The sequence below is a fragment of the Streptomyces sp. NPDC015130 genome (genome assembly GCF_043080005.1).
GTDB lineage: Bacteria > Actinomycetota > Actinomycetes > Streptomycetales > Streptomycetaceae > Streptomyces.
Genome location: NZ_JBIBVC010000003.1, coordinates 52,639 through 65,873, shown reverse-complemented (window position 1 = coordinate 65,873; position 13,235 = coordinate 52,639). Strand labels below are relative to the sequence as shown.

At 73.0% G+C, this 13,235-nt stretch carries 15 protein-coding genes; 5 read left to right on the top strand and 10 right to left on the bottom strand.

The genetic code is table 11. The features are described from left to right. Positions 1–25 precede the first annotated feature (25 nt). On the top strand, positions 26–169 hold the full coding sequence (locus ACF08F_RS06650; protein WP_392297396.1) for a hypothetical protein: 144 nt from the start codon (positions 26–28) through the stop codon (positions 167–169). A 236-nt stretch (positions 170–405) separates the two neighbouring features. On the opposite strand, the gene ACF08F_RS06645 is transcribed toward ACF08F_RS06650, so the two are convergent. The 6 genes from ACF08F_RS06645 to ACF08F_RS06620 all read right to left on the bottom strand — a co-directional run bounded on the left by ACF08F_RS06645 (position 406) and on the right by ACF08F_RS06620 (position 4,859). After that, entirely contained in the window at positions 406–837 is a 432-nt protein-coding gene (locus tag ACF08F_RS06645; protein WP_392297395.1) for a hypothetical protein, read from the bottom strand. Positions 838–1,573: 736 nt separating this feature from the next. Next, complete coding sequence (locus ACF08F_RS06640) at positions 1,574–2,128, bottom strand: hypothetical protein (protein ID WP_392297394.1); 555 nt, start codon at positions 2,126–2,128, stop codon at positions 1,574–1,576. A 310-nt stretch (positions 2,129–2,438) separates the two neighbouring features. Then, complete coding sequence (locus tag ACF08F_RS06635) at positions 2,439–2,765, bottom strand: hypothetical protein (protein WP_392297393.1); 327 nt, start codon at positions 2,763–2,765, stop codon at positions 2,439–2,441. After that, a complete protein-coding gene (locus ACF08F_RS06630; protein WP_392297392.1) occupies positions 2,762–2,986 on the bottom strand; it encodes a DUF6479 family protein in 225 nt (74 codons plus the stop codon). The genes ACF08F_RS06635 and ACF08F_RS06630 overlap by 4 nt, the downstream gene beginning before the upstream one ends. Before the next feature lie 195 nt (positions 2,987–3,181). Next, positions 3,182–4,195 (bottom strand): glutathione S-transferase family protein, encoded by a 1,014-nt coding sequence (locus ACF08F_RS06625; RefSeq protein ID WP_392297391.1) that lies wholly within the window; start codon positions 4,193–4,195, stop codon positions 3,182–3,184. 103 nt (positions 4,196–4,298) lie between these two features. Continuing rightward, on the bottom strand, positions 4,299–4,859 hold the full coding sequence (locus tag ACF08F_RS06620; RefSeq protein ID WP_392297390.1) for a SixA phosphatase family protein: 561 nt from the start codon (positions 4,857–4,859) through the stop codon (positions 4,299–4,301). Between the two features lie 143 nt (positions 4,860–5,002). On the opposite strand from ACF08F_RS06620, the gene ACF08F_RS06615 reads away from it, so the two are divergent. Then, a complete protein-coding gene (locus ACF08F_RS06615; protein WP_392297389.1) occupies positions 5,003–5,488 on the top strand; it encodes an SRPBCC family protein in 486 nt (161 codons plus the stop codon). Between the two features lie 105 nt (positions 5,489–5,593). On the opposite strand, the gene ACF08F_RS06610 is transcribed toward ACF08F_RS06615, so the two are convergent. Beyond that, entirely contained in the window at positions 5,594–6,055 is a 462-nt protein-coding gene (locus tag ACF08F_RS06610) for an Lrp/AsnC family transcriptional regulator (protein ID WP_392297388.1), read from the bottom strand. A gap of 107 nt (positions 6,056–6,162) precedes the next feature. Between ACF08F_RS06610 and ACF08F_RS06605 the strand changes: the two genes are divergently transcribed. Further along, entirely contained in the window at positions 6,163–7,122 is a 960-nt protein-coding gene (locus ACF08F_RS06605) for an SMP-30/gluconolactonase/LRE family protein (protein ID WP_392297387.1), read from the top strand. A 542-nt stretch (positions 7,123–7,664) separates the two neighbouring features. Here ACF08F_RS06605 and ACF08F_RS06600 read toward each other — a convergent pair. After that, positions 7,665–7,946: a hypothetical protein gene (locus tag ACF08F_RS06600; RefSeq protein ID WP_392297386.1), complete on the bottom strand. Its 282-nt coding sequence runs from the start codon at positions 7,944–7,946 to the stop codon at positions 7,665–7,667. 552 nt (positions 7,947–8,498) lie between these two features. Here ACF08F_RS06600 and ACF08F_RS06595 point away from each other — a divergent pair. Then, positions 8,499–9,470, top strand: a complete 972-nt coding sequence (locus ACF08F_RS06595) for an acetylxylan esterase (RefSeq protein ID WP_392297385.1) — start codon at positions 8,499–8,501, stop codon at positions 9,468–9,470. A 154-nt stretch (positions 9,471–9,624) separates the two neighbouring features. On the opposite strand, the gene ACF08F_RS06590 is transcribed toward ACF08F_RS06595, so the two are convergent. Then, on the bottom strand, positions 9,625–10,815 hold the full coding sequence (locus ACF08F_RS06590; protein WP_392297384.1) for a cytochrome P450: 1,191 nt from the start codon (positions 10,813–10,815) through the stop codon (positions 9,625–9,627). A 276-nt stretch (positions 10,816–11,091) separates the two neighbouring features. Between ACF08F_RS06590 and ACF08F_RS06585 the strand changes: the two genes are divergently transcribed. Next, a complete protein-coding gene (locus tag ACF08F_RS06585) occupies positions 11,092–12,279 on the top strand; it encodes a cytochrome P450 (RefSeq protein WP_392297383.1) in 1,188 nt (395 codons plus the stop codon). 22 nt (positions 12,280–12,301) lie between these two features. Here the strand turns inward: ACF08F_RS06585 and opcA are convergent, their stop codons facing one another. Beyond that, a complete protein-coding gene (gene opcA, locus ACF08F_RS06580) occupies positions 12,302–13,213 on the bottom strand; it encodes a glucose-6-phosphate dehydrogenase assembly protein OpcA (RefSeq protein ID WP_392297382.1) in 912 nt (303 codons plus the stop codon). Positions 13,214–13,235: the final 22 nt, after the last annotated feature.

The window sequence follows — 13,235 nt, the reverse complement described above, 5'->3', positions numbered from 1 at the left end:
TTCGACATCGGAGGAGGACGATCCCATGACCGCACTGCTGGACCGCATCAAGCGACTCGCCCGCAGTCCCCAGGGCCGTGGCGCGGCGGCGTCCCTTCGCCGCGCCGCGGCCGACCCGCGCAGGCGCGCCCAGGCACGGCGCCTGCTCGGCAGGCTGCGCCACCGCTGACACCTGCTCGCCCGGCCCTCACGGCCGGACCACCGACGCCCCGCGCGAGGTACCGCGCGGGGCGTCGGTGTGCGCGAGTACGGACCCTGCGCGGCGTTGCGCGGAGGCGCCGTGCGGCCAGGGCGACCGGAGTGGAGCGCCTGAGGGGAAGCGGCCCGGACATGACGCCGGCCCGGCAGTGCGGGCCGTGAGGCCGAGCGCACCGCCGGGCGCGGTAACGGGGGCGCCTTCGGGTGTCAGGTGGACAACAGGCGCTGGAACAGGGCGCGGTACTGGCAGAGCGCGAGGCGCAGGCTCTCGGTGTCGGCCTCCAGCCCCTGGCTCCACTGCCCCTCCAGGGTGTGCCGGTGCCGGGCGAAGGTGTCCGCCAGGGTCCTCATCACGTCCCCGACGAGGACGTCGGCCGCGTGGACCGCCTGGCGGGGGTCGTCGACGAACCGGCCCTGGACCTCGTGCCAGCGGCGGCGGAACTCCCCTTCCTCGGCCGGGCCGAGCAGATCCGGGATCCCCTCCGCGTCCGCTCCGGCGGCGCCGGGTCGCGTGGGGCGTCCGTCGTCCGGACCTTGCGACCGCTCCTGCGGGGCGGGGGCGGCGTGCCGCGCGTGACCGCCGTGGGCAGCGGGCGCCGGACCCGAGGGCGCGGAGGGCTGGGGCGGGATCTGGGGCATGGCGGGCGGGTACGCGCGAGGCGTCCTCTGAGCCGGTACCCGCGGGGACACCGCGGGCGGGAGCGGCGCGCCGCCCGGGCCGCCGGGCGGGGACTGCTCGTGCATCGGCCGGCCGGGCTGCGGCTGACCCTGCTGGGGCTCACCCGCCTGGGCGCCACCTGGCTGAGGCCCGGCCGGCCGGGGCCCACCCTGCTGCGGTCCGCCTTGCTGCGTCCGACCCTGCCGCGGTCCGCCTGGCTGGGGCCCGTACGGCTGAGGCCCACCCTGCTGCGGCCCGCCCGGCTGAGGCCCACCCGGCCGCGACGCGGTCCGCTGCGGCTGGTCCTGCTGGGGCGGGTCGGAGGGCGTGGCCCGGTATGCAGCCCGGGGCGCTGCCGCGCTGGGCCCGGCCGCCTCCTCCGCGCCGTGCAGCCACGGCGGGGCCGGTGCGTCTGCCGGGCTGTGCTCCGGCGGGCGCACCGCGCCGCCTTCGGTCGTCGCGGGTCCGGGTCGGCCGAGGCCGGACCGGCCCTGCCCGCTCCACGACTCGGGCCGCACAGGCGGCTCGGGCCGGTCAGCCGGTTCGGCGCGGTCAGGCGACTTGCGGCGTTCAGCCGGCTCGGGGCGTTCAGCCGGCTCGGGGCGGCCCTCCGACCGCTCGGGGTACTCGCCCGTCGGGTCCGTGTGGTGTCGTCGACCCGGCGCCCGGGTCGCGCGCTCGGACGTCTCGTGGTGTCGCATCTCTCCTGCCTCCGCGTCAGGACCGGCGGGTGCCGGTCGGCTCGCCGTCGGCGAGCAGGTCGTCGAAGAGGGTGCGGTAGTGCATCATCGCGCCCCTCAGCTGTTCGGTGGTGGCGGCGTCGTGGGTGCTCAACGCATGGACCTCCAGGGCCGCCCGGTAGTACTCGAGGGCGCGGCCGTGCCGCACCGACAGGTCACGCAGCCGCTGCTCGTAGCCCTCGTCGGGGTAACCCCGGTCGTGCATCAGGGCCGCCACCAGTTCGTCGGCGTCGCGGACGGCGGCCTCGGGCCGGTCCACGAACTCCTCCTGGACGCGCATCCACCGCCGCGCGTACTGCTCCCGCGCCTCACCGGGCACCGGCTTGATCTCCAGTCCGGCGAAGCGGCGTTCGCGGGCGTCCAGTTCCTGCTCCGCGGCCCGTCTGCTGCCGGTCGCCTCGACGGCCCGTTCGTACTCGGGCCCGAAGCGGTCGCGCAGTCGCGATCGCCGTCGGCGGTCCGCCGCCGCACCGGCGGCGAACCCGACCACGACGACGGCCGCGACGACGACCAGGACGATTCCGATCGACATCGGCCCTCACCCTTCCGCGTTCCCTCGAAGTCGCGCTCTTCCTGCCCGGCCCTGCGAGGGGCCCGGGACTCATGGAGATCCGCGTGCCCCTCACTCAGGAAGGCAAACCGGGCATCCAGGACGGGCGGAGCCGAGGTGCGACGACAGAACGGCCCCCGAGCGCGCACCGGCACATGCCGGGAGGGCCACCGGAGTCGACCGGTGGCCCTCGTCGAAGGAGGCGGTGCCTGTGGACGGGGCAGACTCCCCCACCCACACACATGGGGCGCTACGGCGCCGCGGTACTGCGGCGACTGACCCGGCACATCCGTCAGCCGTCGTGCCGCCGTGTCTGCTCCTCGCGTCCCACCCCGGGGCGCTGGTGCTTGGCGGTGTGGCCGCCGGCGCCCTGCCGGTCACCGGCCCCACGGCCGGCCGTGCCGCGGTGCTCGTCGGCCTTGCGCCCCCCGCCGGAGGGTCCCCTGGAGGTCACGGCCTCGTCGGCCGCCCTGCGGGCCTCGTCGTCGCCGCTCTCCCCCACCGCGTCGGCAGGCGTGGTGCGCGGCCGGCTACCACGGCCCTCGTCCGTCCTGCGCTGCTTCTTCTGGCCCATGGCGTCTCCTCCGCTCCCTCGCGGGACGTAGGCGTCCCGGCTCATCGCTCCTGCCCCTCCTCCGGGGCGGACCAGGAATCCCGCCTCGCCTCCGCGGCCGGCGGCTGGGCGACTCGGGCGTTCTGCCGTCTGCGGGCGACACGACGGGAACCCCACCAGAACGCGGAGAGCAGTATGACCACCAGCACCACTCCCACCAGGAGCAGGAGCAGCGAGGGCGATCCGGACGCGGCGAGTCCGGAGGCGGTAACCAGGGAGAGAGACATGAATCCGCCTTCCTGAAGGGAAGAAAACAGGGCAAAGCATGACGCTGGCGCTGCTACCCCGGCAACGCCGAAGCAATCGCGGCACGCCGGGTGGCGAGGAAGCCTCCCGGGTCCTCACGGTCATCGGTAAGCCTCCTGGGTCCTCGAAGGCATCAGTAAGCCGCCCACGTCCTCGCGGTCATCAGCCGGCCGTCGTCATCGCATTCCGGCGGGCGACGGCACGCGCTCTGCCTGGGGTGGCGGCCCGGGCGGGGTGCCGTCGCCGAACGGCCGGCCGCCGAGTTCCTCCCGGTGGTGCGGCGCGAGCCAGCCGCGGACGTCCGGGCCCCGGGGGACGATCCCGGTCGGATTGATGTCGTGATGGACGACGTAGTAGTGCGCCTTGATCTGCGCGAAGTCGATCGTGTCCCCGAAGCCGGACGTCTGGAACAGGTCCCGCGCGTAGGCCCAGAGGGCCGGCATCTCGCTCAGCTTGTGCCGGTTGCACTTGAAGTGGCCGTGGTAGACGGCGTCGAAGCGCACGAGGGTCGGGAACAGGCGGACGTCGGCCTCGGTGAGGGTGTCGCCGACGAGATAGCGCCGGCGTGCGAGCCGCTCCTCCAGCCAGTCCAGCCGCTCCCACAGCCTCCGGTACGCCCGGTCGTACGCCGCCTGGTCACCGGCGAAGCCGCACTGGTAGACGCCGTTGTTGACGTCCCGGTACACCTTGCCGGCCACGTCGTCGATCTCGTCGCGCCACCGCTCCGGATACAGCTCCGGCGCCCCGTCCCGCTGATGGGCCGTCCACTCGGCGCCCAGGTCGAGCGTGATCCGCTCGAAGTCGTTGGTCACCACGCGGGCGGTCGGGACGTCCACGATCGCGGGCACGGTGACGCCCTTCGAGTAGTCGGGTTCGCGCGCGACGTACGCCTCCCTCAGCCACTCGATCCCGAGGACGGGGTCCCGGCCTCCGGGGTCGAGGTGGAAGCACCAGCTCCGCTCGTCGTGCACGGGTCCGGCGATCCCCATCGGGAGCACGCCTTCCAGCCCCATCAGACGCCGTACGATCGCGCTCCGGTTCGCCCACGGGCAGGCGCGGGCGATGATCAGGCGGTACCGGCCGGGCTCCACCGGGTAACCGTCCCGTCCGTCGGCCGTGATCCGGGTGGTGAGGTAATTGCGGTCGCGCTTGTACGTGCGGTCGCTCGTGTACGAGCCGTCACCGGTCATCGTTCCGCACCCTTCTCCTCGTGTACGGAGCGGGCTCCTGCCCGCCACGGCACCGCCCACCCGCCGGCGGAACCGGCCGGACCCTCCGTCCGTGCCGGCCGGGTCAGTCGGCCGGTGACCAGCAGGCGATCACCCTTCCGCTGCCGGGCGACAGCAGCTCCCAGCCGCCGGGCACCTCGATCACCACCACCCCCGACGTCGGGAAACCCGCCCTCACCCGCTCCAGCAGGTCCGGAGGGCCGCTCCCGCAGAGGTCGGCGGCCAGCTCGTGGATCCCCGGGTTGTGGCCGACGAGGACCACGGCACGAAGGCCCGGGTCCCGCTCGGCCAGTACGGAGACCAGCTCACTCGGCGGCGTCTTGTAGATGCGCTCGTCGTAGACGACGGGCGGCGGGTCGTCCAGCGCGGGGGCCGCGAGCAGCCAGGTCTGGCGGGTCCTGCGCGACGGAGAGCACAGCACGAAGTCGGGCCTGGGCCCGGAGTCCGCGAGCCAGCGGCCCGTCCGGGGCGCGTCGTTCCTGCCCCGCCCGCTCAGCTCGCGGTCACGGTCGTCGATCCGCCGGTCCTTGCGCACGGCCTTGGCGTGGCGCACCAGCAGCAGCCGGAACCCGTCCGTGCCGTCTCCGCCCGGCGGCGCCCGCCGGGATCCGGGCTTCGGGGACATGGCGTCTCCTTCCGCGCGCGTACGGCTCCGGGTCGCTACGGAAGGTGCGCCTACCCCGTCCCGGTGGCCGCACGCACCGGCGCGGCGGGCCGTCCGCCGGCCGGCCGGTGCATCCGGTCCGGCCGCGGATCCGGAAGCCCTGGATGAACGGAGCCGTCGTGGGCGGCGCCATGCGAGAGGAGGGCCGTGCGGTGATCACCGTGGAGCGGGTCATGAGGGTGGGGCGTCCGCGGGCCGAGGTCGTCGGATATCTGGAGGACTTCGCCCGCACCGAGGAGTGGGATCCCGGCACCCTCCGCTGCGTGCGGCTCGACGACGGACTCGTGCGGCCGGGGGCACGGTGGCTGAACACCTCGCGGTTCCGGGGCCGCACCACCGAGCTGCGGTACGAGCTCGTCGTACGGGACTCCGACCGGCTGCTGTTCGTCGGGGAGAACAAGACGGTGACCGCACTGGACGACCTGCGGTTCACCGAGCAGGGGACGTCGACGCTGCTGACCTACCGGGCGTCGCTGCGGTTCAAGGGTCTCGCCAGGCTCGCCGCGCCGTTCCTGCGCCGGGAGTTCGAGCAGCTGGGCGACGGTGTGGTCACCCGGCTCCCGGCCGCCGCCGAGGCCTGGCGCCCCTGACCGCGCCCCCTCACCGCGGGCCGGTCGTCACCGCAGGCCGGTCGTCACCCCGGGCGGCCTGTCGTCACCGCGGGCCGGTCGTCCGGGTGCGAGGGGATCCGGGGGTCACCCCTGGTCGGCGGTGAGAGGCGGGAGCGGCGAGAGCGGTCGCTCGAAGAAGGTCTCCAGGACCACGGTGGCCTGTGTTCCGCTGACCCCGTCGATGGCGTAGATCCGGCGCAGCACGTCCTGCAGCTGCTCGGTGGTCGCGGTCCTGACCTTCAGCATCACCGAGGCGCTGCCGGCGATGACGTGCGCCTCCATCACCTCGGGGATCGCGGCGAAGTCCTGTGCCGAATCCCCCATCCAGGACGTCGAGTCGACCATCACGTAGGCCAGGACGGCGCTGCCGACGGCGGCCGGGTCCACGTCGACGGCGGTACGCCGGATGACGCCGCGCTCGCGCAGCTTCCGTACGCGCTCGTGGGCGGCACCGGCCGACAGGCCGGCGGCCTGGCCGAGTGCGGCGTAGGACTGGGTGGCGTCCTGCTGGAGCTGATCCAGCAGGACCCGGTCGATGTGATCCACAACTCTCCATTCGGTTTCTGCTATCACTGACCGTACCTCATCTTGCATTCTGCACCTGAGGCCGATTCATGTTCGGCGTATGGCAGGTTTCGTGAGGAGTGGACTCCATGAGCGACGAGCGCCCCGGGCTGTACGAGATGCTGGACGACCGGTTCCGCGCGGGGAGGTGCATGAACGGCGACGACGCGCTGGAGGTCCTTTTCACCGGCTGCCGTTGGGCCGAGGGGCCTCTCTACGTGCCCGCCTGGCGCCAGTTGCTCTGGAGCGACATCCCCAACGACCGGATGCTGCGGTGGGACGAGGAGACCGGCGCGGTCGGCGTCTTCCGCCGCTCCGCCGGGCACACCAACGGCAACACCCTGGACCGCGAGGGCCGGCTGATCACCTGCGAGCAGGGCAATCGCAGGGTGACCCGGACCGAGCACGACGGCACGCTCACCGTGCTGGCCGACCGGTGGCAGGGCAAGCGGCTGAACAGCCCGAACGACGCGACCGTGAAGTCCGACGGCTCGGTCTGGTTCTCCGACCCGGACTTCGGCATCACCAGCGATTACGAGGGGTACCGCGCCGACAGCGAGATCGGCGCCAACAACGTGTACCGGATCGACCCGGCCACGGGCGAGGTGCGGCTGGTCGCGGACTGCTTCGGCGCGCCGAACGGCCTGGTCTTCTCCGCCGACGAGCGGCAGCTCTTCGTCTCCGACACGAGGGCGGGCGTCGTCCGGGTCTTCGAGGTACGGGAGGACGGCACCCTGTCCGACGGCAAGGTCTTCGCCGAGGCGGGGGCCCGCGAGAAGGCCCGCTTCGACAACCTCCGCTTCGACGACGGCGGCCGGCTCTGGGTCGCCGCGATGAACGACGGCGTGCACTGCTACGACCCCGACGGCACCCTGATCGGCCGGCTGAACGTCCCGGAGGCGGTCGCCAACATCTCCTGGGGCGGTGCCAAGCGCAACCGCCTCTTCATCGCGGCGGAGACCAGCCTCTACTCGGTGGTCATGGGCAACACCGGCACCCACCCGACCGGACCGGGCCGCCGACCCTGGTCGGCCCCGGCCGACCGGTGACCGACGGCGCCCGGCCGACGGGGACGGTCGCGCTCGGCGCGTCGGCGGGGCAGCGCCGCGGAACGTGCGGCGGTGGGCCGCGCCTGGCGCCGCGCGAGGTCACCAGACGGGGCGCAGTTCGGCGTACCCCTCGGCGTCCATACGGCTCACGAACTCGGAGAGGAGCAGCACCGAGGTCAGTACCTGGCGGGTGGAACTGGACACGGGCACGCCGGTGCACGTCATCGACCGCGAGCAGGTGTGGATGCCCCTGGCGGGCGAGTTCGAGGTCGAGGTGGAGGGCCTGACCGGGCCGCGCCCGGTCAGGCCGTCATCGTCCCCGCCGGTGCGGTACGGGAGCCGAAGGCGGTGGGCGGCCCGGCGCAGGCACTGGTCGCCATGGCCGCGGGAGGCCGGGCGATGCTCCCGGGCAGCGAGGACAGGATCCCGCTGCCCTGGGCCGAGTGACCACCGGACCCACCCCCGCGGAGCGCCCGGGCCGGGGACCGGCGACCGCCTGCTCGGCGGTCGGCGTCCGTCGGCCACCGGCGTTCGGCCTCCCCCTACGGGGTGTTCGCCTCCAGGAGGCGGCTGGTGCGGATGCTTGCGCCGGTGAGTGTCAGGGGGATGTCGAGGCTGCCGCACATGCGGTGGGCGCGGGCGAGGGCGCTGAGCGTGGCGGGGGTGGGGTCGGCCGCCGGGAGGGCGATGACCACGCTGCTCGGGCGGTGGGTCTGGACCAGGGCCTGGATCTGGAGGGCCGCCGCTGCCCTGTTCGTGACGTCCAGATCACGGTGGAGCGCCACGTGCAGGACGTGGTGGCGAACGGTGTGGCTGATGAGCATGGTGTTCCTCCGCGCAGGACGACGAAGGCCCGCAGCCGTACGCGGTGGGGGCATCGTCCGAGGATGCCACGGGGAGCGCTCCTGGGGCGTTCTCGTGGCCCGCTCCGTGCGATGTGTCGGTGCGACGTGTCGGTGCGACGTGTCGGTGTGCTGTGTCGGTGCGACGCATCGGATTGGGGCCTCGGCGCGGGTCACCGCTGCGGGTCACCGGTGCGGGTCGTCCGTGCGGGGCTCGGCGCGAGGCGTCGGCGGGCCGGTTGATGCGCCCTCGGCTGATTCACGTACATGAATCGATGCCGGAGTCCCACTAGGGCGTGTTGCGAAAGTAGCGCCGGCCGCCCGAAGGGCGGGCCCGACGGCGTCTGGTGCGTGCGATCGCAAGGCGGAGGGTCGCCCCGATACTGGATGTATCGGGGTGATCCCGACAACGCGGCGAGCGTGCGTGCCAGGCGCCGTCGGGCAGGCGGGACTTTCGCAACACGCCCTAGGGTGGTGAGGACCGGAGTGACCGGTCGAGATCTCGGACGACACCTCACTCACCAGGCGGTTCCCATGAGCCAGTTCGACCTGCCCGTCGACCAACTCCGCACCTACCGCAGCACGTCCGTGGAGCCCGAGGACTTCGACGCCTTCTGGGCGAAGACCCTGGCCGAGACCCGCGCCCACCCGCTCGACGCGCGGTTCGAGCGCGTCGCGACGGGGCTCGCCACGGTGGAGACGTACGACGTGACGTTCGCCGGGTTCGACGGCCATCCGGTCAAGGGCTGGTTCGCGCTGCCGGCGGGCACCTCCGAACCGCTGCCCGTGGTCGTCGAGTTCCTCGGGTACGGAGGCGGGCGCGGGCTGCCGCACACCCATCTGCTCTGGGCCTCCGCCGGATTCGGGCACTTCGTGATGGACACCCGGGGGCAGGGCAGCGGCTGGGCGACCGGCGACACCCCCGACCCGGTCGGCAGTGCCCCCGCCGCCTCGGGTTTCATGACCCGGGGCATCGAGGATCCGGACACCTACTACTACCGGCGGCTCTTCGCGGACGCGGTCCGTGCCGTGGAGGCGGCCCGCTCGCACCCGCTGGTCGACGCCGGCCGGACGGCGGTGACCGGCGCGAGCCAGGGCGGCGGCATCACCCTCGCGGTGGCCGGGCTGGTACGGGACCTGGTGGCCGTCGCCCCCGACGTGCCGTTCCTCTGCGACTTCCCGCGCGCGACGACCCTCACGGACCGCATGCCGTACCGCGAGATCGGCAACTACCTCAAGGCGCACCGGGGCCGCGTCCATCGGGCGCGGGACACGCTGGCGTACTTCGACGGCGTCCACTTCGCCGCCCGTGCCACCGCGCCGGCACTGTTCTCGACGGCTCTGGAGGACCAGACGTGCCCGCCGTCCACGGTGTTCGCGGCCTTCAACGCGTACGCGGAGGAGGACAAGGAGATCGAGGTCTACGACTTCAACGACCACGAGGGCGGCGGCTCCTTCCAGCAGGCGGCCCAGCTCCGCTGGCTGCCGGGGAGGCTGCGCGGCTGAGGCCGCCACGACGCCTTCCGGACGGGTCCGGACAGGGCTGAAGCCCGAGCCGTACAACAGGCTCGGGCTTCAGGTCGTGCACGGTCGTCGTGCACGAGGCGTGGCGCGCGCCTCCCGGACGGGCGCCCCGCTCACTGGTTTCAGTGCCAGTACTTCATGGTCGTACCCCCTCCCCCGCTCTCGGGCGCAGAGTGACCTCGAAGCGGTCGAGACCGCGGAGGGTCAGATTGCGCCGGTGTTCCGGTTCCGCGACTCCCCGTGCGTCCGGGTAGTCCCTGGCCAGGGCCCCGAGGACCGATCCGGCGAGCCGGATAGCCATGGACGCGCCCAGACAGGCGTGGGCCCCGCGGCCGAACCCGAGGTGCGGGTTCGGGGCGCGGTCGAGTCGCAGCTCTGTGGGGTGGTCGAAGCGGAGCGGGTCGTGGTTGGCCGCGCCCAGGAACAGCGTGACCGGATCACCCGCTCTCATCGTGACGCCACCCAGTTCGGTGTCGGTGACGCAGACCCGGGCGTCCGCCTGGACGGGTGCGTCGTACCGGATGAGTTCGTCCACGGCGGAGGACGGGGTCGCCCGGAAGGCGGCCGTCGCGCCGGGGGTGGCCAGGAGGGCCGCCGCGGCGTTGCCGAGGAGGCGTGAGGCGGATTCGTAGCCGGCGTGCAGGACCGCGCGCAGACTGTTCCGCAGAATCGTTTCCTCTACGCCGCTGTCCGCCGCGTGCTCGGCGACGTAGGCGATGAGCCCTTCCTTGGGCGGATCCGCGAGCCATCCGCCGGCGTACTCGGCGAGCCGGGCCCTGGCCGCGACGGCGGGCTCGTGCTTCTCCGGCCACAGGCCGGCGTCCATGCCGTCGACGACGGTACGGGACATGGGCACGAACCAGTCGAGCTCGGGGGCCGGGACGCCGAGGAAGGCGGTGACGAAGCGCAGCGCCACCGGCTCGGCCAGCTCTCCGACCAGGTCGAACGAGGGACGCTCGGCCAACTCCGCGAGCAGGTCGTCGACCTGGAGGTCCAGACCGTCGTGCAGCGCCCGCCGGTCCTGGGCCCGGAAGCCGTCGAGGAGCAGGTGCCGGATGGCCGTGTGCTCCGGCGGATCGAGGGTCTGCACGCTCAGCAGCGGCGCGGGGATGTCCTCCCCGGCGCGGCGCCAGTCGGAGGCGAAGCGGTGACTGTCGGTGAGTACGGCGAGGCAGTCGGCGTGGCGGGTGAGTACCCAGGAACCGAGCAGTTCGTGCCAGAAGACGGGGGCGGACTCCCGCATCCGGGCGTACGCGGGGTACGGGTTCCGCAGGTTCGACGGACGGACCAGATCCAGGATCGGGTCCACGCCTAACGCTTGCTCCACGACACATCTCCCCCTTCGCATACGGCCTGGTTGAGGCCTTGCCTGCTGACGAGTCGAGCTGAGCGAGACGCCGGTCCGCCGGTGGGCGGAGCGTCTCGCCGGTGTGCCACCGACGGTTCGCCGGTCCTTCCCCGTACGCCATTCGAGCCGAGCGCCGGTGACGCTACCACGCAACTGAGGTGGCTGGTATGACTACCTGCCTCAGATCTTTCACAAAGCTTCGGGGAGTTACGGAAGATGACCGGCCAGGACCAGACGATTGTTCACGATGTTCCGGTGAACGTTGCCCAACAGCCCAACCCCTACCCACTCTTCGAGCGGATCCGTGAGCACGGAGTCGTTCAGCGCGTCCGGCTGAATCCCACTCTTGAAGTGTGGATGGTCACCGGTTACGACGAGGCCGTGGCCGCGCTCACCGACCCCCGGCTCAGCAGTAGTCCGGTAGGGGTCAACGGACTTGAGGAGGAGATGGCCCATCAGGAGCGCACCAACGTCCTGATGGCCAGCATGCTCGTCGCCAACGGCGAGGACCACACGCGGCTGCGCAACCTCGTCTCGAAGGCCTTCACCTTCCGCCGTGTCGAGCAGATGGCGCCCCGCGTCCAGGCGCACGCCGACGCCTTCGCCGACTCCTTCGCGGCACGCGGATCGGCCGATCTCGTCTCCGAGTTCGCGCTCCCGCTGCCCATGGCCGTCCTCAGCGAACTCATCGGCATCCCGGCCGAGGGACAGCCCGACTTCGCCCGCCTCGCGGTCGGTCTCATCATGCCGCCCAACACCCCCGAGCGGCTTGCCAAGGGCGCCCGGGCGCGGGCCGAACTCACCGAGTTCTTCGAGCCGTTGATCGCGCAGCGCAAGGCCGACCCGAAGGACGACCTGCTGAGCGCGCTGTGCGCCGCACAGGCCGAGGAGCGGATCAGCGACCGCGAGCTGACGGCCATGACGATCCTGCTCACGCTGGCCGGCCACGAGACGACGGCGAGCCTCGTCGCCAACGGCATGCACGCGCTCCTGCGCCACCCGGAGCAGTTCGCCGCGCTCCGCGACGACCCCTCGCTGCTCCCCGGCGCGATCGAGGAACTGCTGCGCTACGAGGGCCCGGTGAGCCGGGGCGTCGCGCGCTTCACCGTCGACACGTACGAGATCGGCGGGGTGACCATCCCGGCGGGCGAGATGATCATCATCGGGCTCGCCGCGGCCAACCGCGACCCGGCCCGCTACGACCGCGCCGACATCCTCGACATCGCACGCCGCGAGGTCCCGCAACAGCTCGCTTTCGGCCATGGTGTGCACTTCTGCCTGGGTGCCCCGCTGGCCAGGGCCGAGGCCCGGATCGCCATCGGCACCCTGCTGCGCCGCTTCCCGGACATGCGCCTCGCGGACCCGGACGCGGACCTGACCCGGCGCGAGGGCATCCTGCGGGGCATGGCGACCCTGCCGGTGGTCTTCACCCCGGAGGGCTGAGCGGGCGCCCGGCCCCTCGGGGTCAGGCGCGGCCGCGGAGGGCGGCCGCGTAGGCCTCGTCGGGGTCGAGGCGGCGCAGTTCCTCGGCGATCAGCTCGGCGGTGGTCCGGACCTTGAGGGCGAGGACCCGGCTGGGCTGGCCGGGGATGGCGAGCCGGGCCACCGGGCCCTCCGGCCGGTCGATGCGGATCTCCCCGTCGGGCGTGCCCATGCGGACGGCCGTGACGACCGGGCCGTCGCTGACGATCCGGTCGACGGGGACGCCGAGCCGGACCTCGAACCACCGGGCGAGGAGTTCGGCGCTGGGATTCTCCGCCTCGCTCTCGACGGCGGCCGAGATCACGGTGGTCCGGGCCTGGTCGAGCGAGGCCGCCAGCATCGAGCGCCACGGCGTGAGCCGGGTCCAGGCCAGGTCCGTGTCGCCGGGGGCGTACGAGGCGGCCCGGGCCTCCAGCGCGGAGAGCGGGTCCTCGACCGCGTACATGTCGGTGATGCGGCGCTGCGCGAGGACGCCGAGCGGGTCCCGGGAGGGGACCGCCGGGGCGTCGACGGGCCACCAGACGACGACCGGCGCGTCCGGCAGGAGCAGCGGCAGGACCACGGAGTCGGCGCGGGCGGCGAGTTCGCCGTGGAAGCGGAGCAGGACCGTCTCGCCCGCGCCGGCGTCGGTGCCGAGCCTGACCTCGGCGTCGAGCCGGTTCTCGTGCCGCTCGCGGGGCGTGCGGGCGTGGCGCTTGATGACGACGAGGGTGCGGGAGGGGTGCTCCCGGGAGGCCTCGTTCGCGGCCTTGACCGCGTCGTAGGCGTTCTCCTCGTCGGTGACGACGAGGAGGGTGAGCACGACGCCGACGGCGGGTGTGCCGACGGCCCGCCGGCCCTCCAGGATCGCCTTGTTGATCTCGCTGGAGTTGGTGTCCGTCAGATCGATCTTCATGCGCGGCGCCCGTCCCTTCCTC